Genomic DNA, 25,408 nt, shown 5'->3' on the forward strand with positions numbered 1-25,408 from the left:
CCCGCGCGCCGTGGGGGACGGATACGCACGGACCGCGCCAGTCAGAGGTGCGGCTCAGTAGGCCCGGCGACGGCCGCGCCACCACAGCACGCCCGTGCCGACGAGCAGGAACCCTGCCGCGCCCGAAGCCGCCGAGACGGTGATCAGCGTGGTGTCGTCCATACCGCCCGTGCCGGTCGTGCCGCCCGCGGGCTGCAGCGCGTCACCGAGCTGGTTGCGGACGTCGTTGGTGCCGGTCGTGCCCTTGGCCAGCGGTCCGCGCGAACCGGAGGTCGGCAGAGCGACGTACGGGAACGCCTTCTCGAACTTCTGGTCGTTCTTGTCGACCGCGTCACCCAGGTCGTTCTTGGCGCCGAGCAGTTCGCCCTCGACGACCTGCAGCGCGATGTCCAGCACGTCGTCACCCAGACGACGGCCGTTCGGGAAGCCCGCGTTGTCGCCGTCCAGCACACCGAGACGCTTCTCCTTGGCGGCCGGCTTGGTCGAGGTGTTGAGGCGCAGCATCTCCGAAGGCGTGACGTGCGGCGGCTGGTTGAGGCCCTCGACGCCCTTCAGGAACACGTCGACCAGGTCGTTACGGGGCTCGTCGGGTGCGTCGATCTTGTAGATCGCCTCGATGAGCTTCGGCAGCTCGGGCTCGGTGACGTTCTTCAGGAAGTCGCCGTCGTTCCAGGGCGAGGACGCGTTGAACTTGTCCTTGTCCTTGATCGGGTTGACGACCTCGTTCACGAGCGGCATGCCGAGGCGCGAGACCTGCCGGTACTCACCGCTGGCGCTCCTGCGCTGCGTCGTCGACCAGATGCCCACGATCGGCTGCTCGGCCGACTCCTGGATCACGTCGTTCGGCAGCTGCAGGGCAACGGAGTTGACGTTGTACTCCTTCAGCGTGTCATTGCCGACCTCGGACAGGTTCCCGCCGTACAGCAGGTCGAAGACGCGCAGGTCGAGGAAGAACGGGTCGTCGGCCTGACCGGCGAACGTCGTCGCCCCGCCCGGGAGTTCGTGCACCGCCTGGGAACGGAGCTTGGCGTAGTCCGGCATGGACGCCTTGCCGACGTTCGACGGCGCGACCGGCACGTCGTCCGCGTACTTCGTCTTCTTGACCAGGTGCTGGTCCTTGAGCTGCAGCAGGTCGATGTCGTAGGTCTGCGTGATGTTGAGGTCCGGGTCGTCGAGGCTCTCGACCGGGCCCGTGTTGTACAGGAAGGTCTTGTCGTTCTTGACGTGCGTCTTGAACGTGTAGCGGAAGACCAGGTCGCCCTGCGCGTCACCGTTGTTGTCGATGTGCAGGTCGTACTGGGCGTCCTCGGCGAACGTGAAGAAGTTCGGGCCGCCGGCCGGTTCCTCGAACGGGATCCAGTTCGCGACGAGGGTCGTCGTGTCCGCCTTGTCGGGGCTGGCGAACGCGTACACGTCCGTGTTGTCGAACTGCGGCTGCCCCGAGATGAGCGGAGCCTCCCGGTGGCTGGAGGCGCTCGCCGTCCCGGGTGCGAGCGCGGTCACGCCGGCTGCCGCGAGCCCGCCGGTGGCCAGCGCACCGCAGACAAGGGTCACGAGGCTCCTGCGCCCCACGAACCCACTGGTGAAAGGTGTCATGCCGTCCGTCCTCTGTCCCAAAGCTGTGTCCCGGCGGTGATGTCGGCCGGAGCGACCTCTCGAGTGGTCGCTCCCGCGCTCGTACCGCGTCGGTCGGTGTTGCCTGATGCACGCCATTCGGAGCCGGGGGAGATAAGGATTGGTTCGGGATTCACCCGCGTTTTCGAGCGGCTGATCCGTAACCCCATCCGACGGCGTTCCTGCGCCGAATACGTGAGGACGGGACAGACCGTTCAAGGTCGGTCGGGACAGACCGTTCAAGGTCGGTGTCGGTGAAGGGGGAAACGGGTGGAGGCGGACGAACTCCTGGTGCGCGTGGCCGGAGGGGACCAGAAAGCCTTCGAGGATCTGTACGCCCTCGTGTCCGGGCCGGTCTTCGGGCTGGTACGCCGGGTGGTGCGGGACCCGGCCCAGTCGGAGGAGGTGGCGCAGGAGGTGCTCCTCGAACTCTGGCGCTCCGCGGCGCGCTACGACCCCGGCCGGGGCAGCGCACTCGCCTGGGTCCTGACCCTCGCGCACCGCAGGGCGGTCGACCGGGTCCGCAGCGCCCGCGCCGCCTCGGAGCGCGAACTGCGCATGGCCCGGCGGGCGAACGGCCCCGCCTTCGACCATGTGGCCGAGGAGGTCGAGGCCGGTCTCGAACGGGAATGGGTACGCCGCTGCCTGGACCGGCTCACCGCCCTGCAGCGCCAGTCCGTCACCCTCGCCTACTACGACGGCTACACGTACCGTGAAGTGGCCGAACGGCTCTCGCTGCCGCTCGGCACGGTCAAAACACGTATGCGCGACGGACTCACGCGGCTGCGCGACTGCCTGGGAGGTGTCGCATGACCAGCATCTTCCGGCAGGGCGAACTGCACTCGCTGGCCGCCCCGTACGCCCTCGACGCGCTGGAGCCCCATGAGCACAAACGATTCGAGAAGCACCTGAAGCGCTGCGGCAGCTGCGCCGCCGAGGTGCGCGCCCTGCGTGAGGACGCGGTCCGCCTCGCCTGGTCCACGGCCGCCCCGGCCCCCGCCGCGATGCGCGACCGGGTCCTCATGGCCGTACGGACGACCCCTCAGGAGCAGACCCGCGCGCAGCCGCAGGCACGCACCCGTGCGGAACGCCCGGTGTCGCGCGCCCGTCGTTCGCCCTTCTCGCCCTTCCTCATGCCGCTCGCCTCCACCACGGCGGCCGCCGCCCTCGTCGTCGCCGCGCTCTTCGGCACACAGGCGGCCCGCACGCAGGACCAGCTGAACGAGGAGAGGGCGCAGGCACGTGAGATCGCCCACGTTCTCGCGGCGCCGGACGCCCGCTCGGGCGCCGGACGGGACGCGAACGGCCAGGGCATCGGCGTCGTCGCGTCCGCCTCGCAGCACACCGCCGTGGTGACCTCCGCCGGTCTCGCCACACCTTCGAACGAGAGGGTCAACCAGCTGTGGCTCATGCGACCGGAGGGGAAACCGCGTTCCCTGGGACTTCTCGACGGCGACACGCCCTTGGTCGCCACCGGACTGAACCCGGACGCGACCTCACTCGCTGTCACCGTCGAGCCGCAGGGCGGATCTCCGCAGCCCACCACCGCACCGGTTGTCCAACTCGCCCTGGAATCACTCGGATTCGGAGAGTAATTGCCAACGCCCGTTCTGGGTAGGTGAATCCCGTGCCCGGGATACGCGAGTGTGTCGAGGGAGCGATAGGGTTAACCTGCCCGGGCCGGGTGCCCTCGTATGGGTGGGGAGTGACATGGAACAGATAACAGTGCGTGGCAGGGCGCGAGTCCCTGCGATCACGTGTGGAAGCAGCGCGACCAGTTCGCGCCTCGACCGTCATCTCTCGGTGATGGGTGGCCCCGCCATCCCTCAGCGGGAATCGGCCGAGGCGACGTCACTGATGCGCGAGCTCACCGCACGTGACACCACGCACGACCGCACGGGCAGGGGCGCGCGAGTGAGGCGGGTCTCGCTCTTCGCACCGCTTCGCCGGTTGAGCCGTTCCCTGTTCGGCGGCCGCTGACCGGCGGCCCCGGTCGCTGACAGGCGGCCGAATCCGAGCAGAACCCCGACCCGCGCTCAGGCGGACACACCGTCCCGGTGCAGCGCTGCGATCTCATCGTCCGTCATCCCCACGGCACGCAGCAGCGCCCCGGTGTGTTCCCCGAGTGCGGGTACGGGCCCCATCTTCGCCGCGTCCCCGCCCGGCAGCGTGATCGGCGGCAGCAGAGCCCTCAGAGGCCCGACCGGTGACTCCACTTCCCGCCACCGGTCCCTCGCCGCCAGCTGAGGATGCTCCGCCACTTCCCGTACGTCCCTCAGCAGCGCGCAGGCGATTTCGGCCGTCTCCAGACGCGCCACCGCCTCCTGTGAGCTGAGCGCCACCAGTGCCCCGCCGACCAGTTCGTCGGTACGCTCCCGGTTCTCGACCCGCGCCGCATTCGTCGCGTAGGCGGGATCGTGCGCCAGATCCGGCCGCCCCAGCACCTGTTCGGCGAGCCGGCGCCACTCCCGGTCGTTCTGCACCGACAGCAGCACCCTCCCGCCGTCGCCCGTCGGATAGCCGTCGTACGGGGCGATGACGGCGTGCGCGAGACCCGTACGCGCCGGAGGAGTTCCTCCGTGCATCGCATGGTGCAGGGGATGCCCCATCCACTCCGTCAGCGCGTCGAGCATCGACACCTCCACCGGTCCGCCGCGTCCCGTGGTCCCGCGCCGCACCAGCGCCGCGAGCACCCCCGAGAACGCGTACATCGCCGCCGCGATGTCGGCCGCCGGAATGCCCGCCTTGACCGGCTGCCCGGCCGTCCCCGTCACGGACACAAGACCCGCCTCGCACTGCACGAGCATGTCGTACGCGCGCTTGCCGGCGTAGGGCCCCGAGGCCCCGTAACCCGAGATGTCCACCGAGATCAGCCGCGGGTGCGCCGCGCACAGCGTGGCCGCGTCCAGGCCGAGCCGCGCGGCCGCACCCTGCGCGAGGTTCTGCACGAAGACGTCGGCGCCGGCCACGAGGCGGCGCACCACGTCGAGCCCGCGCGGGTCCTTCAGATCGAGGGCGATGGACTCCTTGCCGCGGTTGCACCACACGAAGTGCGAGGCGAGACCGGCGGCCGCGGTGTCGTAGTCACGCGCGAAGTCGCCACCGTCGAGACGCTCGACCTTGATGACCCGGGCCCCGAGATCGGCGAGCTGCCGGGTGGCGAAGGGGGCGGCGACGGCCTGTTCGACGGCGACGACGGTGATGCCCTCCAGGGGCAGGGGAAGCGGCTCCATGCGAGGGATCATGACCCGTGCGCAGCGGCTTTGTCATGCAGGGGCCGGGCATGCGCAGGGGCTGCGAGCGAAGGTTCAGCGTCCGCCGTTCGCGTACCGGCGGACGGCGAGCGGCATGAACACCGCGATGAGGACCGCGCACCAGGCCAGCGACCCCGCGACGGGGTGCGTCACCGGCCAGGCGCCGTCGGCCGCGACCGGCGCGTTCCCGAACAGCTCCCGCAGAGCCGCGGTCACCGCGCTGATCGGATTCCACTCGGCGACCGTGCGCAGCCAGCCCGGCAGATTGTCCGTCGGAATGTACGCGTTGGACAGCAGCGGCAGGATGAACGTCGCGCCGCCGAGTTGTCCGGCCGCCTCCTCGCTGCGCGAGGCGAGCCCCAGCAGGATCCCGACCCAGGTGGTCGCGAACCGGAAGAGCAGCAACAGCCCCAGGGCGGCGGCCGCTTCGAGCGCGGAGCCCTCGATCCGCCAGCCCACCGCGAGCCCCACGAGCAGGAGCGGCACCGTGCCCGCGGCGGTGACGACGAGGTCGGCGGCGGCCTGTCCGAGCGGCACGGCGGCCCTGCTCATCGGCAGCGTACGGAAGCGGTCCGTCACACCCCGGTGTGAGTCCTGGGCCGCCTGGAACATGCCCGTCATGATGCCGTTGGCCGCCGTCGCGACCAGCAGCCCCGGTACGAGGAAGGCCCGGTACTCCTGGCCGGGCATCGCGAGCGCGCTGCCGAAGACGTAGCCGAAGAACAGCAGCATCGTGATGGGCATGGTCTGGGTGAGGATCAGCAGTCCCGGGTTGTGCCGGATCCGCCGCAGCTGGCGGCCCAGCATCGCCGTTCCGTCGTACGCCAAGGCCAACGTGCTCATGTCACAAGCTCCTTGCCGTCGGACGGGCCATCGGTCACGCCGTCGGTCAGGCCGTCGGTGAGACGGAGGAAGACGTCGTCGAGGGTCGGCGGCCGCAGGCTCACGTCGAGCAACGGCACACCGGCGGCGTCGAGTTCGCGTACGAGTCGCGGAAGGGTGAGCGTCGGGTCGGTGGTGACCACGCCGACGGCACGCCGTTCCTGGTCGAAGTCCGGTGCGGAGCCGGTCAGCTGGTCCAGCACGGCCGCCGCGCCCGCCATGGCGTCCGCGTGGGCGACGACCGCCTCCGCGTACGAGCCGATGAGCGACTTGAGTTCGGCGGGCGTTCCCGAGTGCGAGGCCCGGCCCCGGTCCACGAGCACTATGTCGTCGGCGAGCTGGTCCGCCTCCTCCAGGTACTGGGTGGTGAGGAGGACGGTGGTGCCCTCGGACTTCAGGGCGCGCACGGTCTCCCAGATCTGGTTGCGGCTGTGCGGGTCGAGTCCCGTCGTCGGCTCGTCGAGGAACAGCACCGCGGGCCGGGTGATCAGGCTGGCGGCCAGGTCGAGGCGGCGTCGCATACCGCCCGAGTAGGTGGACGCGAGCCGGTTCGCCGCGCCGGTGAGCTCGAAGCGGTCGAGCAGTTCCTCGGCCCGGGCGGCCGCCCTCGGCAGGCGCCGCAGCTTCGCGAACAGCCGCAGGTTCTCCCGGCCCGTGAGGTCGCCGTCGACCGAGGCGTACTGCCCGGCGACGCCGATCGCGCGGCGCACGGCGTCCGGCTCCCGTACGAGATCGTGTCCCGCGACCCGGGCGGACCCGGCGTCGGGGCGCAGCAGGGTGGTGAGCAGCCGTACCGCCGTGGTCTTTCCCGCGCCGTTGGGGCCCAGCAGTCCGCAGACGGTTCCCTCGGCCACCGCGAGATCCAGCCCCTGAAGGGCGTGGACGTCCCCGAAGCGCTTCTCCAGACCCTCACTAAGTACACCGTACGTAGTAGTCATGGATTGACCATAGCGCATTACGTACGCTGTACGTAACTAGGATGGGAGTATCAGGATCCACCGATGGCAGGACTGGCGACACCGATGGCAGGACGTGCCGACGTACCCGAAGTGATCTGGGCCCGACCCGAGCGGACGGGGCGGGGGCCGCGGCCAGCGTTCACCCGGGCCGACATCGCGGCCGCGGCTGTGCGGATCGCGGACGCGCAGGGGCTGGACGCTGTTTCGATGCGACACGTCGCGGCCGAGCTGGGCTGCGGGACGATGTCGCTCTACAACTACGTGCCGCGCAAGGAGGACCTGTCCGAGCTGATGGTGGACGCCGTCGGCGCCGAGCATGAGCTGTGGGAGCCGGCGGGGGACTGGCGTGCCGACATGCTCCGGGTCGCGCATCAGACCCGCAGGCTCATGCACCGGCATCCCTGGCTGCCGGCTCTGATGTCACCGGTGTACGGCTTCAGCCCCCACGCCCTGAGGTACCTGGAGCACTGCCTCTCCTGCCTGGACTCCTTCGACGGCACGTACGGCACGAAGTTCGAGCTGGTCGCGATGATCAACGGCGTGGTGACGGCGTACGTCGGGAACGAGCTGGCCACGGCTGAGCGGGCACGGGCGCTGCCGTGGTCGGAGGAGCAGGAGAACGCGGTGCGGGGCGCCTATCTGGGGAGCCAGGTGGCGAGCGGGGCGTATCCGCGGATGGCGGCGGCGTTCATGGAGGACTCGGGGCCGATCGATCTGGAGGGGGTGTTCCAGCGGGCGCTTGAGCGGGTGCTCGACGGGTTCGACCCGTCTCGCTGAAAGCCCCGACGACAGGGGAGGGGCTGTTTGCGGGTGCGGGTGCGGGTGCGGGTGCGTTGTGGCTGGTCGCGCCGTTCCCCGCGCCCCTGCCGGGTCAGAGCAGGGCGAACTGGCCCTCCGGGCCCTCCTCGGGGTGGTCCAGGACTGAGGCTGGGTGGCGGGTGGAGTCGGGGGGCGGGAGTACGCCCGCCTTGCGCAGGGCGGTTGTGGTGAGAGGGGACCGCATCGTCAACTCGGCTTGCTGCGGGCGTAGTTCGGACAGCAGGGTCAGCACCGTGACTGTTTCCAGCAGTTCCGATGTCCAGGTCTGGGGCCAGGTGGTGGGGCGGACGGCCTCCAGTGTGCCGGGCTCGGGGCGGGTGATCCGGGCGCTGAACCACTGTTCCAGGACACGGACACCGCCGACCTCGAAGTCCCAGGCGGCAGGGGGCACGGGGGAGATGCGGCCCTCGTCGAGGTGGAGGGTCTCCTCGTCGCGGTCGTAGCGCGGTTCGAGGGGGAAGGGCGGGAGCGGGGCTCGTACGTAGGGGCGGCGGCCGCCGGGGAGCTTGGGGCGCTCGCCGTCGCGGCGCATCAGCCACAGCATGCGGTGACCCAACTCGGTTCCGCGCGACCACAGTTCGGGGTCGGACGTGAGGGGAACGACGGGTCCGTCCGGCCCCGGTCCGGTGACCGCGACCGTCCAGGCGAGGACGTCGAGCGGGGTGGGGGCGTGCCCGAGGCGCTCGGCCAGGAGGTTCAGCAGGCCCGGTGCCAGATTCGGTTCGAGGCCGCCGGGGCGCCGGTACAGGGGGCGGATACGGCCGGGGCGGGCCGAGGCGATGGTCTTCGGCCGGGGCGGGACCACTGGCAGGACGGACGCGATCAGGAGGGGCGGGCCGCCGGGGGCGGGTGTCTGCTCGACTGTGAACGCCTGGTGTTCGTCCGCGACCCGCCAGAGCTCCGGCCGTGCCGCGTCGATCAGCCGGTGGTCGGGGATCAGCCACTGCTCGTCGAACGGCCCGACCATGACCCGTACCGGCTCCGCGCAGGGGCCCGACGCGCGCGCCAGTCGGCCCGTTCCGGAGGACTGGCCGGGCAACTGCGTCACCGCCGAGTGCGGGGTCCGCGCGCGCGTGGCGCCGAACAACGCCTCGCGGTCCGGCCCCTCGGCCTTCACGAGGGCGTCCCACCGCGCTTTCAGGGACGCCGCATCGGGCGCCGCCGGCCACGCCCGGCCCAGCCGGGGAGGTGCGACGGACCACGGCATGAGGTCCGCGAGCAGCGGAGCGTCGTCGTGCGTCACGCTCGGCATCGTACGACGTGGGCCTTGGCCGGCGGCCGGGCCCCGCACGGTCAGTGGGCGTCGAGGGTGACCGTGAACGAGAAACGGTCGCCCCGATAGTGGATACGGGCCACGTCCAGCGCCCGGCCGTCCTCGCCGTGCACGACGCCCGTGTAGTGCAGGATCGGGCTGAGCAGCGGGACCTGGAGCAGTCTGGCGGTCTCCGGGTCGGCGAGCCGTGCCTCCACGGTGTCGGTGATCTGGCCGATTCGCGCCCCCACGACATCCCGCAGGACCTTGGTCATGGGCCAGCGGACCAGGTCCTCGGGGTCGAACAGGTCCGCGAGCTCCGGCCGGACGTAGTTGCGCGCGTGGTTGTTCGGTTCACCGGTCTTCTCGTCGCTGCGCAGCCGGTGGTACGTCGCCACCTCCGCCAGGTCGGGGAAGTGCTCGGAGAGTTCGCCCGACACGGGCTCGCTTCCATGGTCCAGCAGCTCGGTCGTCATGCCCGACTGCTGGGCCACGATGGCGTCCACCGAGCCGAGGAGGCGGACCGGCGCACCCCGCGTGGCGCTCGGCTCGATGAACGTGCCGCGCCTGCGGTGGCGGGAGATGAGCCCCTCGTCCTCCAGCTCCTTGAGCGCCTGCCGCATGGTCAGCACGCTCACCCCGTAGTGCTCCGCCAGCCGTTCCTCGGTGGGCAGGCGCAGGGGATCCTGCGGCGCCCGTCCGAGTATCGAGGCGCGCAGGGACTGCGACACCTGATACCAGAGCGGCAGCTTGCGGTTGAGGACGATCGAGTCCGGCGCGAAGGAGGTCACGAGGGTATCCGTACCGGTCGCGGACGTTCGGTGCAACGGGTGGTCATGAGCTGGTCATGGGTGGTCCCGGGCGGTGAGGGGCGGGGCGAGGGCCGGTCACGGGCGGCCGGCCGGCCGGAAGTGACGCCGGAGGCCCTGCCACACGTCGTCGTACGCGGTCTGCAGGTGTTCCGCCCGGGCGGCCTGCGCGGTGGCGGTGACCGGCCAGCGCGTCTCGAACATGAAGGCCAGACCGTCGTCGACCTTCTGCGGCCGCAGCTCGGCGGCGCTGGCCCGCTCGAAGGTCTCCCGGTCGGGGCCGTGCGCCGACATCATGTTGTGCAGCGAACCGCCGCCCGGCACGAACCCCCCTTCCCCGGCGGTCTTCGCGTCGTAGGCGCCCTCGATGAGCCCCATGTACTCGCTCATCACGTTCCGGTGGAAGTAGGGCGGCCGGAAGGTGTCCTCTCCTACCAGCCAGCGCGGCGCGAAGACCACGAAGTCGACGCCGGCCAGACCCGGAGTGTCGGACGGCGACGTCAGCACGGTGAAGATCGACGGGTCGGGATGGTCGTAGCTGATGGTGCCGAGCACATTGAAAAGGCGCAGGTCATAGACGTACGGCACATGGTTGCCGTGCCAGGCGACGACATCCAGGGGCGAGTGGTCGTACGTCGCCGTCCAGAGGTTGCCGCAGAACTTGTTGACCACCTGCACCGGCCCCGCCGTTTCCCCGTCGACCCCGTCGACCCCGTCGACCCCGTCGACCCCGTCGTCCTCGTACGCGGCGACCGGAGCCCGGAAGTCCCGGGCGTTGGCGAGGCCGTTGGCGCCGATCGGGCCGAGGTCGGGGAGCTGGAAGGGCGCCCCGTAGTTCTCGCACACATACCCCCGGGCGGACGGGTACGTGTTCTGCCCGTCGTCGGACGCGGCGGCCGGCAGCTCCACACGGAAGCGCACCCCACGAGGAATCAGCGCCATATGTCCCGGCTCCACATGCAGCAGCCCGAACTCGGTGCGCAGCAGCAGCCCGCCCCGCTCCGGCACGATCAGCAGCTCGCCGTCGGAGTCGCTGAACACCCGCTCCATCGAGGAGTTGGCGTGATAGAGGTGCACGGCCATGCCCGTGCGCTGGGTGGCGTCGCCGTTGCCGCCGAGGGTCCACAGGCCCGCCAGGAAGTCGGTACCGGGCGAGGGTTCCGGCAGGGGGTTCCAGCGCAGCCGGTTCGGGTCCGGCACCGACTCCGTGAAGGGGGCCGTGCGCAGGGTGCCGTTGTCGGCGCGGGTGAACGCGGGATGCGCGGCCGACGGACGGATCCGGTACAGCCACGAGCGGCGGTTGTGCGCTCTCGGCTCGGTGAACGCCGACCCGCTCAGCTGTTCCGCGTACAGCCCGAGCGGGACCCGCTGCGGCGAGTTGCGGCCGATCGGGAGCGCGCCCGGCACCGCCTCCGAACTGTGTTCGTTGCCGAACCCGGAGAGATACGTCAGCGCCTCGGCGGTCTTCCGCAGTGCCTCGGCGGTCTTCGTCCGTGCCTCGGCGCCGTTCCGCGCGTCCCCGCTCATGATCGCTCCCTCGTTCCCGATTCCTATGCATCACCGTAGGATTCGGTGAATCGGTGCGCAAGGGGGAGGCTCCCGGGCCTGGCGGGAGGCGGTGCGATCGCGCCAGGCCCGCGGTGGCGCCCAGGAGTGGTGCACAGGAGCAGTGCCCAGGAGTGGTGCGCAGGAGTGGTGCCCAAGACCCGACTCAAGGGGGATTCGGCTGGCGGAGCGGTGCTCTAATCTCCCGGGCATGTCGTGGACGCGCGTACGTCTCATTTCGCTCGCGGTCTGTGCCCTGCTCGGCGCTCTGCTCACCGGGGCGACAGGCTGCGGATCCGGCGACGCGCGCGAGGGCGACGAGGTGAGGCCGTCCCCGGTGGGCAAGGTGCTGAAGAACACGGACGAGGAGGGGCGTCACTACCGTGAGGTCGACAAGAAGAGCGCACCAGAGGTCGCGATCGAGATACAGCCCGACGCCGACGACGGCTGGGACGTCCGGCTGACCGTCCACCACTTCCGCTTCTCGCCGGCCGGCAAGGAGAAGACGGCCGAACCGGGCCTCGGCTACGCCCTGCTCCGGCTGGACGACCGCCCCCTCTCCGTCCTTCGCGGCCCGGACCACCATCTCGCGGGCCACGTCGTCCCGCGCGGGACCCACCAGGTGACCGTGCGCCTGCACGCCGACGACGACACGGTGTGGGCCGTCGACGGAAAGCCCGTCGGCAGCACGGCCGACATCACCGTGTCCGACCCGGGCCCCACGCACGAGGAGCGGACGACGACCGACCCGCCGCCTCCGGCCTCCGCGTCCGGTGGCTCACCGCCTCCGGCCTACACGACCGATGCCGCACGGCCCGTGACGAGCGGTATGGGCGCCGGTGGGTGAGTCGCACGGACACCGATGGATGAGTGGTATGGGCACCGACTTCGTACCCAAGGGCAAGGTTTCACCGGACCCCGGCGGAGAGGCATCATGAAGCCCGTGCCCCATGCGACCTCGCTGCGCCGTGCGCCCGTCCAGCGCCGTAGCGCCGAAAGACTCACCCGTATCCTCGACGCCTGCGCCGATCTCCTGGACGAGGTCGGCTACGACGCGCTGAGCACGCGCGCGGTCGCCCTGCGCGCCGGGGTGCCCATCGGGTCCGTCTACCGGTTCTTCGGCAACAAGCGGGCCATGGCCGACGCGCTCGCCCAGCGCAACCTCGACATCTACACCGACCGGGTCACGCGTCGCCTCCAGGAGACCGGTGGCGGAGCGGGCTGGCGGACGGCCATGGACGCGGTCCTCGACGAGTACCTCGCGATGAAGCGCACCGCGCCCGGGTTCGCCCTCGTCGACTTCGGCAACCAGATACCCGTCGGCACCCGCGACGCCGAACCCAACACCCGCGTCGCCGACCGCCTGACCGAGATGCTCTCCGCCTATCTCGACCGCGTTCCCGACGACGACCTCCGGCGCACCTTCCTCATCGCCGTCGAGGCCGCCGACACCCTCGTCCAGCTCGCCTTCCGCCTCGACCCGTCGGGCGACGAGCGAGTCATGGACGAGACACGGGAACTGCTGCGGGCGTATCTGTCGCGCTCGCTCGACTGACCCATGGATCGTGCGGCCCGCGCACACTCCGGCGGGCCCTCATGGATCGTGCGGCGCGCACATCCCGGCGGGCCCTCACGGATGCCTGCGCGGTCCGCGAATTTCCGACGTGGCCCCCGAGACCCCTCCCCACCGAGCATACCGGTCAGTATGCTCGGTCCGGTCAGTGTGTCACCGTCGCCGCCATCCCCTCCGGGAGGACCCGTGTCCACCATCCCCGACTCCCACACAGCGCTGCGCATCTGCCCGCTCTGCGAGGCCACCTGCGGGCTGACGCTCACCATCGAGGGGACCCGGGTGACGAGCGCGCGCGGGGACCGCGACGACGTGTTCAGCCAGGGATTCATCTGCCCGAAGGGAGCGTCCTTCGGAGCCGCCGACAGTGACCCGGACCGGCTGCGGGCCCCGCTGGTGCGCAAGGACGGCGAGTTGCACGAGGCCACCTGGGAGGAGGCCTTCGACGCGGTCGCCGCCGGACTGCGGCCGGTAGTCGAGCGGTACGGGCCGCACTCCGTCGGAGCCGTCCTCGGCAACCCGAACGTGCACACCATGGCCGGCGCGCTCTATCCGACCGTCCTGCTCGCCGGACTCGGCACGCACAGCATCTTCACCGCGTCCACCGTCGACCAGATGCCCAAGCACGTCTCCAGCGGCCTCCTCTACGGCGACGCCAACGCGATCCCCGTACCCGATCTCGACCACACCGACCACCTGCTGCTGATCGGCGCCAACCCCCTGGAGTCCAACGGGAGCCTGTGCACCGCCCCCGACTTCCCCGGCAAACTCAAGGCTCTCAAGGCGCGCGGCGGCACGCTGACGGTCATCGACCCCCGCCGCACCCGCACCGCCAAGCTCGCCGACCGGCATGTCGCCGTCCGCCCCGGCACCGACGCGCTGCTCCTGGCGGCGATGGCGCACGTCCTCTTCGACGAGCGGCTCACCGACCTCGGCGGCCTCCGTGACCTGGTGCAGGGTCTCGACGAACTCGCCGACGCCGTACGGGACTTCACTCCCGAGGCCGCCGCCGAGGCCTGTGACGTCGACGCCGACACGATCCGGGCGCTGGCCCGCGAACTGGCCGCCGCGCCCACCGCCGCCGTATACGGCCGCATCGGCAGCTGCACCGTCCCGCACGGCACCCTGGCCAGCTGGCTGGTCGACGTCCTCAACATCCTCACCGGCAACCTCGACCGGCCGGGCGGCGCCCTCTTCCCGCAGGCCGCCACGGACCGCACGCCCCGCCCCGCCGGGCCCGGCCGCGGGTTCGCGCTCGGCCGCTGGCACAGCCGCGTGAGCCGCCACCCGGAGGCCAAGGGTGAACTGCCGCTGGCCGCGCTCGCCGAGGAGATCGACACCGCGACCGCCGAGGGCGAGCCCGTCCGCGCCCTCGTCGTGATCGCCGCCAACCCGGTCCTGTCCGCCCCGGACGGCGACCGCCTCGACAAGGCCCTCGGCTCGCTCGACTTCATGGTCAGTGTCGACCCGTACCTGAACGAGACCTCGCGCCACGCCGACGTCGTGCTGCCGCCGCCCCCGCCCTCGCAGAGCCCGCACCACGACTTCGCCTTCAACACCCTCGCGGTACGCAACCAGGTCCGCTACACCCGGGCCGCTGTCCCCCTGGAGCCCGGCAGGATGGCCGAGACGGAGATCCTGGCCCGGCTCGTCCTCGCCGCGACCGGCATGCACGGCGCCGACCCCTCCGCCGTCGACGCCCTGGTCATCGACCAGACTCTCGGCAAGGCCGTCAAGGAACAGCACTCCCCGGCGCACGGCCGCGACCCCCGGGAGCTCGCCGCCGCCCTCACCGGTGACACCGGCCCCGAGCGGCGCCTCGACATGATGCTGCGGCTCGGCCCGTACGGCGACGGATTCGGCGCACGCCCCGAGGGCCTGAGCCTGGAGAAGCTGCTGGACCGGCCGCACGGTATCGACCTCGGGCCGCTCCAGTCGCGCCTGCCCGGCCCCCTCAAGACCCGCAGCGGACTCGTCGAACTGCTCCCGCAGCCGCTGGCCGACGACCTCCCACGCCTCAGGGACGCACTGCGCCGACGCCCGGAGGGCCTCGTCCTGGTCGGCCGCCGCCATCTGCGGTCCAACAACAGCTGGATGCACAACATCCCCGCCCTCACCGGCGGCACCAACCGCTGCACCCTGCACATCCACCCCGACGACGCCGAACGACTCGGCGTCACCGACGGGGCACCGGTACGCGTGAAGGGGGCCGGGGGAGAGGTCGTCGCACCCGCCGAGATCACCGACTCCGTACGACGCGGGGTCGTGAGCCTGCCGCACGGCTGGGGACACGACCGGCCCGGCACCCGGCTGCGCCACGCCGCCGAGGACCCCGGCGTCAACGTCAACCAGCTCCTGGACGGCAGCCTGCTCGACCCGCTGTCCGGCACGGCGGTCCTCAATGGCGTGCCCATCGATATCGCGCCAACAGGCACAACGCTGTGACCAGGAGTTTTGCGCTTATTGCTCTCGTGTCAACATCTTGTTAAGACTTGTGGACCCGCCCTAACGTCACTCGAACCGCTGTCCCTGGTGGAAGTTCAAGGGCGAACGTTAGGTATCCACTCATGCTGACCATCCTCGGCTTCACCATGATCGCGACCTTCTTGGTCCTGATCATGATGAAGAAGATGTCGCCGATCGCGGCGCTCGTGCTGATTCCGGCACTCTTCTGCGTGTTCGTCGGAAAGGGCGCGCATCTCGGCGACTACGTCATCGAAGGGGTGGGCACCCTCGCGCCCACCGCCGCGATGCTGATGTTCGCCATCGTGTACTTCGGCGTCATGATCGACGTCGGCCTCTTCGATCCGATCGTCCGGGGCATCCTCAAGTTCTGCAAGGCCGACCCGCTGCGCATCGTCGTCGGCACGGCCCTGCTCGCCGCTATCGTCTCCCTGGACGGCGACGGCTCGACCACCTTCATGATCACGGTCTCGGCGATGTACCCGCTGTACAAACGCCTCAAGATGAGCCTCGTGGTGATGACCGGTGTCGCCGCCACCGCCAACGGCGTGATGAACACCCTGCCCTGGGGCGGCCCGACGGCCCGCGCCGCCACCGCGCTCAAGCTCGACGCCGGCGACATCTTCGTCCCGATGATCCCGGCGCTCGCCGTCGGCCTGGTCGCCGTGATCGCCCTCTCGTACGTCCTCGGCCTTCGCGAGCGCAAGCGGCTCGGCGTGCTGAGCCTGGCCGACGTGCTGGAGAAGGAGCAGCAGAAGGAGCAGCAGGAGACCGGGATCTCCGAGACCAGGGCCGAGACCGAGACCGAGAGCGAGACGGTGCTGGTCGGCGCGGGAGCCGGTGTCTCCGGCGGCCCGGGTGACGGCAAGGTGCGTTTCACCAAGACCACGGGTGGTGCCGGCGCCGGCACCGACGCCTCCGACGGTGACGACGCCGAGGAGGAGCAGGACGTACGCCTCCAGGGCCTGGACCCGAACCGCCCGACGCTGCGTCCCAAGCTGTACTGGTTCAACGCGCTGCTCACGGCGGTCCTCCTCGTTGCCATGATCATGGAACTGCTGCCGATCCCGGTCCTGTTCCTGCTCGCCGCCGCGCTCGCCCTGACGGTCAACTTCCCGAACATCCCGGAGCAGCGGGAACGTCTCGCGGCCCACGCCGACAACGTCCTCAACGTCTCCGGCATGGTCTTCGCCGCCGCCGTCTTCACCGGCGTCCTCCAGGGCACCGGCATGGTCGACTCCATGGCCAAGTGGCTCGTCGACGGCATCCCCGACGGCATGGGCCCGCACATGGCCATCGTCACCGGCGTCCTGAGCCTCCCGCTCACCTACTTCATGTCGAACGACGGCTTCTACTTCGGTGTCCTGCCGGTCCTCGCCGAGGCCGGTGCCGCGCACGGCGTCTCGCCGCTGGAGATCGCCCGCGCCTCCCTCGTCGGCCAGCCCCTGCACATGTCGAGCCCGCTGGTCCCGGCCGTGTACGTCCTGGTCGGCATGGCCAAGGTCGACTTCGGCGACCACACCAAGTTCGTGGTCAAGTGGGCAGCGCTCACCTCGCTCGTGGTGCTCGGCGCCGGAATCCTGTTCGGCATCATCTGAGCCATGGCTATCCGAACATGTCCCGTGGCGCTCCGATGAAGAACGTCACGGTGAGGCCCGGTGGGAACCGCGGCTGGCTGCTCCGCCTGGTCATCGCCTTCAGCTTCGCGCAGGGGGCGGTGTCCATGGCGCGGCCCGCCGTCTCCTACCGGGCCCTCGCGCTGGGCGCCGACGAGCGGGCGATCGGTGTGATCGCCGGGGTGTACGCGCTGCTGCCGCTCTTCGCAGCCGTACCGCTCGGACGCAGGACCGACCACGGCCGCTGCGCCCCGCTGCTCCCGGTCGGCGTCGTCCTCATAGCCGGGGGCTGCGCCCTCAGCGGTACGGCCGACTCCCTTGTCACGATGGCGGCCTGGAGCGGTGTGATGGGCCTCGGACACCTCTCCTTCGTGATCGGCGCCCAGTCGCTCGTGGCCCGGCAGTCCGCGCCGCACGAACAGGACCGCAACTTCGGCCACTTCACCATCGGGGCCTCACTCGGCCAGCTCGTCGGACCGATCGCCGCGGGCGCCCTGATCGGCGGGCCCGACATGGCGGGCACCAGCGCCCTCGCCCTGCTGGTCGCGGGCGGCGTCGCGGCGGTCTCGTTCGTCTCCCTGTGGCGCATCGAGCACCGTACGCCGTCCACGTCCCGTACCGGACAGGGCGAACGCGTGCCCGTGTACCGCATCCTGCGTACCCGGGGCGTACCCGCGGGCATCTTCATCAGCCTCGCCGTGCTCTCCGCGACGGACATCCTCACCGCGTACCTGCCGGTGGTCGGCGAGCACCGGGGCATCGCGCCCTCCGTGATCGGCCTGCTGCTCAGTCTGCGCGCGGCGGCGACCATCGCCTGCCGGCTGGTGATGACGCCGATGCTGCGGCTGCTGGGCCGGGCCGCGCTGCTCACCACGACCTGTCTGCTGGCAGCCCTGCTGTGCGCGGGGATCGCACTGCCCATGCCGGTCTGGGGCCTCGCCGTGATCCTCGCCGTGCTCGGCTTCTGTCTGGGCGTCGGCCAGCCCCTGTCCATGACCACGGTCGTCCAGGCCGCTCCGGACGACGCCCGCTCCACGGCCCTCGCGCTGCGGCTGACCGGCAACCGGCTCGGCCAGGTCGCCGCGCCTGCCGCCGCGGGCCTGATCGCCGGAGTCGCGGGCGTGGCCGCGCCGTTCGTGATGCTCGGAGCGCTGCTGATGATCGCCTCGGGACTGGGGCTGCGGCAGGGCCGCCCCGCCGCCGGACCCGAAACGGCCGGGAGCCGGGAGGAGACCGTGGCCGCGTCTGAACCCGGCAGCCGCGCCTGAACCCGACAAACGCGGAACGGGACGCGGCCGCCGGTGAGTGCGCGGCTTCTGTTCGTCTTCGACCAGCACAGCGTCCGCTTCGACCAGCAACGGGATCGATTCCACCAGCAACGCGTCCGGATCTGCCCGGCCCCGGCGCGCCTGCCGGGCCTGGAAGTCCGAGGCCCGCTAGTCATGCCTCCATGACCATGGACATCACCCGCATCCGCCCCCGCCTCGCCGCCGCCACCGCAACGGCCCTGCTGTTCGCCGGCGCCCCGGTCGCGTACGCCACGCTCACCGAGGACAAGCCCCGGGAGGCCGTTCCGACGGTCAGGGGCGCGGCGTACGTCGAGACCCGTCTGTTCTTCGGTACCGAGCGCCCCGACGGAGGCCCGGCCGTCACCGACGGGCAGTTCATGGGCTTCGTCGACCGCAAGGTCACCCCGGCCTTCCCGGACGGGCTCACCGTGCAGGACGGGCGCGGGCAGTGGCGGGACCGGAACGGCACCATCGAGCGCGAGCGGTCGTACGAGCTGATCCTGCTGTATCCGGCGGGGCAGGCGCGTGCGGCCGACCCGGGGATCGAGCGGATCCGCGACGCCTACGAGGAGGAGTTCGGCCAGGAGTCCGTGGCCAGACTGGACGAACCGACCCGCGCGGACTTCTGAGACCGGCTTGACTCAGAGCTTGCGTCTTCCCCGGGCCGGAGCCACCGGCGGCCGGAGCCTCTGGCGGGCCGGAGCCTCTGGCGCCACAAAACTAACGCCGCTAGTTTGTGGCGCGGACGACGGCTAGGTTGAGTGGCGGACGACGACGCCCCCTTCCGGGAGGAACGCATGAAGGCACACGACGGCATGTACATCGACGGCGAGTGGCGCCCCGCGGCCGGGGCGGACACGATCGCCGTGGTGAACCCGGCCGACGAGCAGGTCATCGCCCTTGTCCCGGCGGGCACGATCGAGGACGTCGACGCCGCCGTTCGCGCTGCGCGTGACGCCTTCCCGGCCTGGGCCGCCACCGCGCCCGCCGAGCGCGCCGAGCGGATCGGCGCACTCCGGGACGTCCTCGCCGCCCGCAAGGACGAGATCGCCGAGACGGTCACCGCCGAGCTCGGCTCGCCGCTGAAGTTCTCCCAGGCGGTGCATGTCGGGGCGCCGATCGCGGTGGCCGGTTCGTACGCCGACCTCGCCGCCTCCTACGCCTTCGAGGAGAAGGTCGGGAATTCGACCGTCTACCTGGAACCGGTCGGCGTGGTCGGTGCGATCACGCCCTGGAACTATCCGCTGCACCAGATCGTCGCCAAGGTCGCCCCGGCCCTGGCGGCCGGCTGCACGGTCGTGCTGAAGCCCGCCGAGGACACCCCGCTGACCGCGCAGCTCTTCGCCGAGGCGGTCCATGAGGCGGGCGTACCGGCCGGGGTCTTCAACCTCGTCACCGGTCTCGGCCCGGTCGCGGGCCAGGCGCTCGCCGAGCACGAGGGCGTGGACCTGGTCTCCTTCACGGGCTCGACGGCCGTCGGCCGGCAGATCGGCGCGACGGCGGGCGCGGCCGTCAAGCGGGTCGCCCTGGAACTGGGCGGCAAGTCCGCCAACGTCATCCTGCCGAGCGCCGATCTGGCCAAGGCGGTCAACGTCGGCGTGGCCAACGTGATGTCCAACTCCGGCCAGACGTGCAGCGCCTGGACCCGCATGCTGGTGCATGACGCGCAGTACGACGAGGCGGTCTCCCTGGCCGCCGAAGCCGCCGCGAAGTACGGCGAGCGCATCGGACCGGTCGTCAACGCCAAACAGCGGGAACGGGTGCGGGGTTACATCGAGAAGGGTGTCACCGAGGGCGCGCGACTGGTCGCGGGCGGCCCCGAAGCCCCCCGGGAACAGGGGTACTTCGTCAGGCCGACCGTCTTCGCGGATGTCACACCCGACATGGCGATCGCCCAGGAGGAGATCTTCGGCCCCGTCCTGTCGATCATCCGGTACGAGGACGAGGCGGACGCCCTGCGGATCGCGAACGGCACGGTGTACGGGCTCGCGGGCGCGGTCTGGGCCGGTGACGAGACGGAGGCCGTGGCCTTCGCGCGGCGCCTGGACACCGGGCAGGTCGACATCAACGGCGGACGCTTCAACCCCCGGGCTCCCTTCGGTGGTTACAAGCAGTCGGGCGTCGGGCGCGAGCTGGGCTCGCACGGACTGTCCGAGTACCTCCAGACCAAGTCCCTCCAGTTCTGAAGTCCCTCCAGTTCTGAAGTTCCAGAGTCCCAGGAGCGTTGTACGCCATGGCCCGTGCCGCTGTCCTGTCCGCCGTAGGGTCTCCGCTGGAGATCACCGAGATCGACCTGCCGGAGCCCGGCCCCGGGCAGGTGCGGATCCGCCTCGCCGCCGCCGGGGTCTGTCACTCGGACCTCTCACTCACCGACGGCACCATGCGGGTGCCGGTGCCCGCCGTACTCGGCCACGAGGGAGCGGGGACCGTCGTCTCCGTCGGCCCCGGGGTCGAGCAGGTCGCGCCCGGCGACGGGGTGGTGCTCAACTGGGCTCCGGCCTGCGGAGCTTGCCACGCCTGCTCGCTGGGGGAGGTGTGGCTGTGCGCCAACGCGCTGGCGGGGGCCGCCAACGTCTACGCACACCGCTCCTCCGACGGGACGGATCTCCACCCCGGGCTGAACGTCGCCGCGTTCGCCGAGGAGACGGTGGTGGCGGCCGCGTGCGTGCTGCCGGCACCGGCCGGGATTCCCCTGACGGACGCCGCCCTGCTCGGCTGCGCCGTACTGACCGGCTTCGGAGCTGTGCACTACTCGGCCCAGGTCCGCCCCGGCGAGACGGTGGCGGTCTTCGGAGTCGGCGGGGTCGGACTCGCCGCTGTCCAGGCCGCGCGGATCGCGGGTGCCTCGACGATCGTGGCGGTCGACGTGTCACCGGAGAAGGAGGCCCTGGCACGAGAGGCCGGAGCCACCGAGTACGTGGTCGCCTCGGACAACACGGCTCGCGAGATCCGGGGGCTCACCGGCAAGCAGGGTGTGGACGTGGCCGTGGAGTGCGCGGGCCGTGCCGTCACGATCCGTACCGCGTGGGAGTCCACCCGCCGCGGCGGCCGTACGACGGTCGTCGGCATCGGCGGCAAGGACCAGCAGGTCTCCTTCAACGCGCTGGAGATCTTCCACTGGGGCCGCACGCTCTCCGGCTGCGTCTACGGGAACTCCGATCCCGCCCGTGACCTGCCGATCCTCGCCGAACATGTCCGGGCCGGACGGCTGGACCTCGGCGCCCTCGTCACGGGACGGATCGGCCTGGACGGCATCCCCCTGGCGTTCGAGAACATGCTGGCGGGCAAGGGCGGTCGGGCGCTGGTGATGTTCTAGGACGTCTCGGACCGCGGCTCCGGACGCGGCTCGGGACGTATCTCGGGACGTGACTCCGGAGCCGCGCCGACCACCGCGGCGGGAGCGTTCTCCGTGGCCTGCGTGGCCTGCGTGGCCTGCGTGGCCTGCGTGGCCTGCGTGGCCTGCGTGGCCTGCGTGGCCTGCGTGGCCTGCGTGGCCGTCGCGGTCGCCCCGGACCGGGGGCCGCGCCGGGGGCCGGACCGGGAGACCGCCACCCCCGCGAGACACACCAGACCACCGACGAGCGTGATCCAGCGCGGCACCTCGTCGAGCGCCACCCAGGACATCAGCACCACCAGCGCGGGCACCGCGTACGTCGTGGCTCCCATCCGTCCGGCCGTCGTACGAGCCAGCGCGAACGCCCAGGTGGTGAATGCCAGGGCGGTCGGGAAGACGCCCAGATACAGCATGTTGAGGGTCGCGGACAGCGGGGCGTCCCGGGCGTCGGAGACCAGTTGCCCGGCGAACGGCAGGCAGGCCACCGCACCGATCACACATCCGTACGTCGTCACCTGCAGTGCGGAGCCGTGCCGCAGGGCCGGCTTCTGGGCGACCACACCGCCCGCGTACGCGACCGCGGCGAGCAGACAGAGCAGCACACCGAACACGGACGCGCTGCCCTCTCCCGACATGGACAGGCCGACGACCGCCGCGCCGAGGAAGGAGACGGCCATCCCGGCGAGCAGCCGCGACGGCAGCCCCTCCTTGAGCAGCCACCCCGCGAGCAGGGCCATGATCAGCGGCCCGATGTTCACCACCAGGGCGGCGGTGCCCGCGTCGACCTTCTGCTCGCCCCAGTTGAGCACCACCATGTAGAGCCCGAACCAGAGCAGCCCGGACACCACGATCCCCGGCCAGGCTGCCCGCGCCGGCAACCCCTCCCGGCGTATCGCACAGATCACTCCGAGGACCAGCGCCCCGGCGAGCAGCCGCCCGAGGGCCAGCGCGCCGGGCGCATAGGCCTCGCCCGCACTGCGGATGGACACGAACGCGGAGGCCCACAGCAGTACGGTGACGCCTGCCGCTGCGGCAGCGAGCAGTTCCGTACGGCGGGCGGTCGGGCTAGAGGTCATCACGTTCCAGAGGCTAGGTGGGGCTGGAGGAAAGGGCTCGCGGTTTTTGGACCGGGTGCTCCCACGGTGGCGTGGTGTTGTGGCCGAGGGCCGGTGGGGGCTGGTCGCGCGGTTCCCCGCGCACCTGAAGGTGTGGGTCAGCGCAGGGTTTCTGCCTGGATCCCCAGCAGGTGGGAGAGCATTCGTTCCCCCTTCCCCGTGACCTTGACGGCCCGTTCCGAGCCGATGCGGACGCACCAGCCCGCGTCCAGGGTGTGCCGGCACAGCGCGGCGCCCGCGACCCCCGCGAGATGGGGGCGCCGTTCCGTCCAGTCCAGGCAGGCACGGGCGAGCGGGCGCCGACCGGTGCGTACGAGGGGGACGCCCAGGCCGTCGAACCAGCTCACTCCCTCGTCCGTGAGCGCGAACCCGGTGTCCTGGCGGAGCAGCCCGAGCCCGGTGAGCGCGTTGGTGACCGCGATGCCGAGACGGCCAGCCAGATGGTCGTAGCAGGTACGGCCCCGGGCCATCGCGCTGTCGGCGCCTGCCTCGCGCAGTGTGCGCGGCCGCGCGGTGGCCGACGGTGTGACCTGGGCGGCGAGGTCCTCGACGAGCTGGGCCACCCGGGCGTCGGCCAGCCGTACGTAACGGTGTCGCCCCTGGCGCTCCTCGGCGAGCAGCCCGCCCGCGACCAGCTTGGCCAGGTGTTCGCTGGCCGTCGACGCGGCGACCCCCGCGTGCCGTGCCAGTTCCCCGCCGGTCCACGCCCGCCCGTCGAGCAGCGCCAGCAGGAAACCGGCCCGTGTCTCGTCGGCGACCAGGGAGGCGAGGCCCGCGAGCCCCGCGGCCCCGGCGGCCACGCCGCCCGTACGGCCCGAACGTGTGAAGGTCATGCCCCCAGCATGCGCGACGCACACTTCGGCGAACACCGAACGATGCACGGCGCCGTGTCAGTGCACGGCCCCCTGCCCGTCCACGGCCCCCTACCTGTGCACGGCCCCCTACCCGTGGAGCGCCCCGTACTGCTGGGCCAGCCCGTCGAGCAACGCGGTGAGCCCCGTCTCGAAGGCCCGCTCGTCGATCTTCTCCTGTTGCTCGGCGAGCAGGTGGGCCTGCCCGAGGTGCGGATAGTCGGCGGGATCGTACGCCGTCTCGTCGTCCACGAAACCGCCGGCGAACGAACCGAGCGCGGACCCCATCACGAAGTACCGCATCAGCGCCCCGATGGACGTCGCCTGCGCCGCCGGCCACCCGGCGGCGACCATCGCGCCGAAGACGGCGTCCGCGAGCCGCAGTCCGGCCGGGCGGCGGCCGGGGCCGCGGGCCATGACGGGGACGATGTTGGGATGGTCGCGCAGGGCCGCCCGGTAGGAGAGGGCCCAGTCGTGCAGCGCGGTGCGCCAGTCCCGGCCGTCCTCGAACATCGACAGGTCGACCTGCGCGCTCACGGAGTCCGCGACCGCCTCCAGGATCTGGTCCTTCGTCCGGAAGTGGTTGTAGAGGGACGGACCGCTCACGCCCAGTTCCGCGGCCAGCCTGCGGGTCGAGAGCGCGGCGAGCCCCTCGGCGTCCACCAGGGTCCGGGCCGTCCCGACGATGCGGTCGGTGCTGAGGAGGGGCTTGCGCGGTCGGGCCATGGCGCACATAGTAGGGCTGCGAACCAGAAACTAGCAGTGCTAATTTAAAGCTGCAGTTGTTACGTCACGTCTTATACGTCCGTCTTGCGTCACGTCCTATCGTCACGCGTCACGCGTCACGGCCGTCAGGCAGGGGTGGATCGTCATGAACCTGGAACTCAGCGAGGAGCAGACCGCTGTCCGGCGGCTGGCCAGGGACTTCGTCGCGCGCGAGATCACCCCGCACGTGATCGCCTGGGACCGGGCGGAGGGCGTCGACCGCTCGATCGTCAAGAAGCTCGGCGAGGTCGGCTTCCTCGGCCTCACCGTCGACGAGGAGTACGGCGGCTCCGGCGGTGACCACCTCGCGTACTGCCTGGTGACGGAGGAGCTGGGCCGGGGCGACTCCTCGGTCCGGGGCATCGTCTCGGTGTCGCTCGGACTCGTCGCCAAGACCATCGCCTCCTGGGGCAGCGAGGAGCAGAAGAGGCAGTGGCTGCCGGGGCTCACCTCCGGCGGGTACGTCGGCTGCTTCGGCCTCACCGAACCGGGCACCGGCTCCGACGCGGGCAACCTGTCGACGAAGGCCGTGCGCGACGGCGACGACTACCTCATCAGCGGCACCAAGATGTTCATCACCAACGGGACCTGGGCGGACGTGGCGCTGCTCTTCGCCCGCTCGACCGACGCCCCCGGCCACAAGGGCATCTCCGCCTTCCTGGTGCCGACCGACACGCCCGGTCTGACCCGCCGCGCAGTCCACGGCAAGCTCGGACTGCGCGGCCAGGCCACCGCCGAGCTGTTCTTGGAGGACGTCCGCGTACCCGCCTCGGCGATGCTCGGCCCCGAGGGCAAGGGCTTCGCCGTCGCCATGTCGGCGCTGGCCAAGGGCCGGATGTCGGTGGCGGCGGGCTGTGTGGGGATCGCCCAGGCGGCGCTGGAGGCCGCCGTGTCGTACGCGACCGGGCGCGAGCAGTTCGGGAAGGTCATCGCCCGGCACCAGCTCGTACAGGAACTGATCAGCGACATCGCCGTGGACGTGGACGCGGCACGGCTGCTCACCTGGCGCGTCGCCGATCTCGTCGACCGCGGCGAGCCGTTCGCCACCGAGTCCTCGAAGGCCAAGCTCTTCGCCTCGGAGGCCGCGGTACGCGCCGCGAACAACGCGCTCCAGGTCTTCGGCGGTTACGGCTACATCGACGAGTACCCGGCCGGAAAGCTGCTGCGCGACGCCCGGGTGATGACGCTCTACGAGGGCACCAGCCAGATACAGAAACTGGTCATCGGGCGGGCACTGACCGGGGTTTCGGCGTTCTGAGTGCGTGACGTGC

General features: G+C 71.2%; 23 protein-coding genes. 13 read left to right on the forward strand and 10 right to left on the reverse strand.

The window, feature by feature from the left end:
- Window positions 1-54: 54 nt before the first annotated feature.
- A complete protein-coding gene (locus AB0D14_RS08015; protein ID WP_362775945.1) occupies window positions 55-1,596 on the reverse strand; it encodes a DUF4331 domain-containing protein in 1,542 nt (513 codons plus the stop codon).
- A gap of 288 nt (window positions 1,597-1,884) precedes the next feature.
- Here AB0D14_RS08015 and AB0D14_RS08020 point away from each other — a divergent pair, with 288 nt between their 5' ends.
- The 3 genes from AB0D14_RS08020 to AB0D14_RS08030 all read left to right on the forward strand — a co-directional run bounded on the left by AB0D14_RS08020 (window position 1,885) and on the right by AB0D14_RS08030 (window position 3,594).
- Complete coding sequence (locus AB0D14_RS08020) at window positions 1,885-2,427, forward strand: sigma-70 family RNA polymerase sigma factor (RefSeq protein ID WP_362775947.1); 543 nt, start codon at window positions 1,885-1,887, stop codon at window positions 2,425-2,427.
- Window positions 2,424-3,209, forward strand: a complete 786-nt coding sequence (locus tag AB0D14_RS08025) for an anti-sigma factor (RefSeq protein WP_362775949.1) — start codon at window positions 2,424-2,426, stop codon at window positions 3,207-3,209. The genes AB0D14_RS08020 and AB0D14_RS08025 overlap by 4 nt, the downstream gene beginning before the upstream one ends.
- A gap of 115 nt (window positions 3,210-3,324) precedes the next feature.
- On the forward strand, window positions 3,325-3,594 hold the full coding sequence (locus tag AB0D14_RS08030; RefSeq protein ID WP_362775951.1) for a hypothetical protein: 270 nt from the start codon (window positions 3,325-3,327) through the stop codon (window positions 3,592-3,594).
- Between the two features lie 56 nt (window positions 3,595-3,650).
- Here AB0D14_RS08030 and AB0D14_RS08035 read toward each other — a convergent pair whose 3' ends face one another.
- From AB0D14_RS08035 to AB0D14_RS08045, 3 genes are all read right to left on the reverse strand, one after another.
- Window positions 3,651-4,847, reverse strand: a complete 1,197-nt coding sequence (locus AB0D14_RS08035) for a CaiB/BaiF CoA-transferase family protein (RefSeq protein ID WP_362775952.1) — start codon at window positions 4,845-4,847, stop codon at window positions 3,651-3,653.
- A gap of 75 nt (window positions 4,848-4,922) precedes the next feature.
- Entirely contained in the window at window positions 4,923-5,711 is a 789-nt protein-coding gene (locus tag AB0D14_RS08040; RefSeq protein ID WP_362775954.1) for an ABC transporter permease, read from the reverse strand.
- Entirely contained in the window at window positions 5,708-6,688 is a 981-nt protein-coding gene (locus AB0D14_RS08045) for an ATP-binding cassette domain-containing protein (protein WP_362775955.1), read from the reverse strand. Before AB0D14_RS08045 ends, AB0D14_RS08040 begins: the two co-directional genes overlap by 4 nt.
- 84 nt (window positions 6,689-6,772) lie before the next feature.
- Between AB0D14_RS08045 and AB0D14_RS08050 the strand changes: the two genes are divergently transcribed.
- The gene (locus AB0D14_RS08050; RefSeq protein WP_362776202.1) at window positions 6,773-7,486 is read left to right on the forward strand and encodes a TetR/AcrR family transcriptional regulator C-terminal domain-containing protein; all 714 of its coding nucleotides are present in this window, start codon (window positions 6,773-6,775) and stop codon (window positions 7,484-7,486) included.
- Window positions 7,487-7,580: 94 nt separating this feature from the next.
- On the opposite strand, the gene AB0D14_RS08055 is transcribed toward AB0D14_RS08050, so the two are convergent.
- The 3 genes from AB0D14_RS08055 to hmgA all read right to left on the reverse strand — a co-directional run bounded on the left by AB0D14_RS08055 (window position 7,581) and on the right by hmgA (window position 11,116).
- Window positions 7,581-8,780 (reverse strand): type ISP restriction/modification enzyme, encoded by a 1,200-nt coding sequence (locus AB0D14_RS08055; protein ID WP_362775957.1) that lies wholly within the window; start codon window positions 8,778-8,780, stop codon window positions 7,581-7,583.
- Between the two features lie 41 nt (window positions 8,781-8,821).
- Window positions 8,822-9,571 carry a GntR family transcriptional regulator gene (locus AB0D14_RS08060; protein ID WP_362775959.1) on the reverse strand — a complete coding sequence of 250 codons (750 nt, stop codon included), beginning with the start codon at window positions 9,569-9,571 and terminating at the stop codon, window positions 8,822-8,824.
- Window positions 9,572-9,667: 96 nt separating this feature from the next.
- Entirely contained in the window at window positions 9,668-11,116 is a 1,449-nt protein-coding gene (hmgA, locus tag AB0D14_RS08065; RefSeq protein WP_362775960.1) for a homogentisate 1,2-dioxygenase, read from the reverse strand.
- A 229-nt stretch (window positions 11,117-11,345) separates the two neighbouring features.
- Here hmgA and AB0D14_RS08070 point away from each other — a divergent pair, with 229 nt between their 5' ends.
- The 8 genes from AB0D14_RS08070 (at window position 11,346) to AB0D14_RS08105 (ending at window position 21,388) form a co-directional block, all read left to right on the forward strand.
- On the forward strand, window positions 11,346-11,981 hold the full coding sequence (locus tag AB0D14_RS08070; RefSeq protein ID WP_362775962.1) for a nuclear transport factor 2 family protein: 636 nt from the start codon (window positions 11,346-11,348) through the stop codon (window positions 11,979-11,981).
- A gap of 87 nt (window positions 11,982-12,068) precedes the next feature.
- A complete protein-coding gene (locus tag AB0D14_RS08075; protein ID WP_362775964.1) occupies window positions 12,069-12,689 on the forward strand; it encodes a TetR/AcrR family transcriptional regulator in 621 nt (206 codons plus the stop codon).
- Window positions 12,690-12,839: 150 nt separating this feature from the next.
- Window positions 12,840-15,149 carry a molybdopterin oxidoreductase family protein gene (locus AB0D14_RS08080; RefSeq protein WP_362775965.1) on the forward strand — a complete coding sequence of 770 codons (2,310 nt, stop codon included), beginning with the start codon at window positions 12,840-12,842 and terminating at the stop codon, window positions 15,147-15,149.
- A 122-nt stretch (window positions 15,150-15,271) separates the two neighbouring features.
- A complete protein-coding gene (locus AB0D14_RS08085; RefSeq protein ID WP_362775967.1) occupies window positions 15,272-16,765 on the forward strand; it encodes a citrate:proton symporter in 1,494 nt (497 codons plus the stop codon).
- Between the two features lie 50 nt (window positions 16,766-16,815).
- Complete coding sequence (locus AB0D14_RS08090; RefSeq protein ID WP_362776203.1) at window positions 16,816-18,051, forward strand: MFS transporter; 1,236 nt, start codon at window positions 16,816-16,818, stop codon at window positions 18,049-18,051.
- Between the two features lie 182 nt (window positions 18,052-18,233).
- Window positions 18,234-18,701, forward strand: a complete 468-nt coding sequence (locus AB0D14_RS08095) for a DUF3574 domain-containing protein (RefSeq protein WP_362775969.1) — start codon at window positions 18,234-18,236, stop codon at window positions 18,699-18,701.
- Between the two features lie 168 nt (window positions 18,702-18,869).
- A complete protein-coding gene (locus AB0D14_RS08100; protein ID WP_362775970.1) occupies window positions 18,870-20,258 on the forward strand; it encodes an aldehyde dehydrogenase family protein in 1,389 nt (462 codons plus the stop codon).
- Window positions 20,259-20,305: 47 nt separating this feature from the next.
- Window positions 20,306-21,388, forward strand: a complete 1,083-nt coding sequence (locus AB0D14_RS08105) for a Zn-dependent alcohol dehydrogenase (protein WP_362775972.1) — start codon at window positions 20,306-20,308, stop codon at window positions 21,386-21,388.
- Here AB0D14_RS08105 and AB0D14_RS08110 read toward each other — a convergent pair.
- From AB0D14_RS08110 to AB0D14_RS08120, 3 genes are all read right to left on the reverse strand, one after another.
- On the reverse strand, window positions 21,385-22,482 hold the full coding sequence (locus AB0D14_RS08110; RefSeq protein ID WP_362776205.1) for a DMT family transporter: 1,098 nt from the start codon (window positions 22,480-22,482) through the stop codon (window positions 21,385-21,387). The two genes, AB0D14_RS08105 and AB0D14_RS08110, sit on opposite strands and share 4 nt — an antisense overlap.
- Before the next feature lie 137 nt (window positions 22,483-22,619).
- Complete coding sequence (locus tag AB0D14_RS08115; RefSeq protein ID WP_362775974.1) at window positions 22,620-23,354, reverse strand: winged helix-turn-helix domain-containing protein; 735 nt, start codon at window positions 23,352-23,354, stop codon at window positions 22,620-22,622.
- Between the two features lie 108 nt (window positions 23,355-23,462).
- Complete coding sequence (locus AB0D14_RS08120; RefSeq protein ID WP_362775975.1) at window positions 23,463-24,098, reverse strand: TetR/AcrR family transcriptional regulator; 636 nt, start codon at window positions 24,096-24,098, stop codon at window positions 23,463-23,465.
- 145 nt (window positions 24,099-24,243) lie between these two features.
- On the opposite strand from AB0D14_RS08120, the gene AB0D14_RS08125 reads away from it, so the two are divergent.
- Complete coding sequence (locus AB0D14_RS08125; RefSeq protein ID WP_362775977.1) at window positions 24,244-25,395, forward strand: acyl-CoA dehydrogenase family protein; 1,152 nt, start codon at window positions 24,244-24,246, stop codon at window positions 25,393-25,395.
- The last annotated feature ends 13 nt before the right edge of the window (window positions 25,396-25,408 follow it).

The sequence above is a fragment of the Streptomyces sp. NPDC048484 genome (genome assembly GCF_040651415.1).
Lineage (GTDB): Bacteria > Actinomycetota > Actinomycetes > Streptomycetales > Streptomycetaceae > Streptomyces.

Coding starts and splice junctions, on each gene's coding strand:
- AB0D14_RS08070 (WP_362775962.1), top strand. CDS start 11,346: ATGTCGTGGACGCGCGTACGTCTCATTTCGCTCGCGGTCTGTGCCCTG.
- AB0D14_RS08025 (WP_362775949.1), top strand. CDS start 2,424: ATGACCAGCATCTTCCGGCAGGGCGAACTGCACTCGCTGGCCGCCCCG.
- AB0D14_RS08030 (WP_362775951.1), top strand. CDS start 3,325: ATGGAACAGATAACAGTGCGTGGCAGGGCGCGAGTCCCTGCGATCACG.
- AB0D14_RS08055 (WP_362775957.1), bottom strand. CDS start 8,780: ATGCCGAGCGTGACGCACGACGACGCTCCGCTGCTCGCGGACCTCATG.
- AB0D14_RS08050 (WP_362776202.1), top strand. CDS start 6,773: ATGGCAGGACGTGCCGACGTACCCGAAGTGATCTGGGCCCGACCCGAG.
- AB0D14_RS08015 (WP_362775945.1), bottom strand. CDS start 1,596: ATGACACCTTTCACCAGTGGGTTCGTGGGGCGCAGGAGCCTCGTGACC.
- AB0D14_RS08075 (WP_362775964.1), top strand. CDS start 12,069: ATGAAGCCCGTGCCCCATGCGACCTCGCTGCGCCGTGCGCCCGTCCAG.
- AB0D14_RS08085 (WP_362775967.1), top strand. CDS start 15,272: ATGCTGACCATCCTCGGCTTCACCATGATCGCGACCTTCTTGGTCCTG.
- AB0D14_RS08045 (WP_362775955.1), bottom strand. CDS start 6,688: ATGACTACTACGTACGGTGTACTTAGTGAGGGTCTGGAGAAGCGCTTC.
- AB0D14_RS08100 (WP_362775970.1), top strand. CDS start 18,870: ATGAAGGCACACGACGGCATGTACATCGACGGCGAGTGGCGCCCCGCG.
- AB0D14_RS08105 (WP_362775972.1), top strand. CDS start 20,306: ATGGCCCGTGCCGCTGTCCTGTCCGCCGTAGGGTCTCCGCTGGAGATC.
- AB0D14_RS08110 (WP_362776205.1), bottom strand. CDS start 22,482: ATGACCTCTAGCCCGACCGCCCGCCGTACGGAACTGCTCGCTGCCGCA.
- AB0D14_RS08125 (WP_362775977.1), top strand. CDS start 24,244: ATGAACCTGGAACTCAGCGAGGAGCAGACCGCTGTCCGGCGGCTGGCC.
- hmgA (WP_362775960.1), bottom strand. CDS start 11,116: ATGAGCGGGGACGCGCGGAACGGCGCCGAGGCACGGACGAAGACCGCC.
- AB0D14_RS08095 (WP_362775969.1), top strand. CDS start 18,234: ATGACCATGGACATCACCCGCATCCGCCCCCGCCTCGCCGCCGCCACC.
- AB0D14_RS08040 (WP_362775954.1), bottom strand. CDS start 5,711: ATGAGCACGTTGGCCTTGGCGTACGACGGAACGGCGATGCTGGGCCGC.
- AB0D14_RS08035 (WP_362775952.1), bottom strand. CDS start 4,847: ATGGAGCCGCTTCCCCTGCCCCTGGAGGGCATCACCGTCGTCGCCGTC.
- AB0D14_RS08115 (WP_362775974.1), bottom strand. CDS start 23,354: ATGACCTTCACACGTTCGGGCCGTACGGGCGGCGTGGCCGCCGGGGCC.
- AB0D14_RS08080 (WP_362775965.1), top strand. CDS start 12,840: ATGCTCGGTCCGGTCAGTGTGTCACCGTCGCCGCCATCCCCTCCGGGA.
- AB0D14_RS08120 (WP_362775975.1), bottom strand. CDS start 24,098: ATGGCCCGACCGCGCAAGCCCCTCCTCAGCACCGACCGCATCGTCGGG.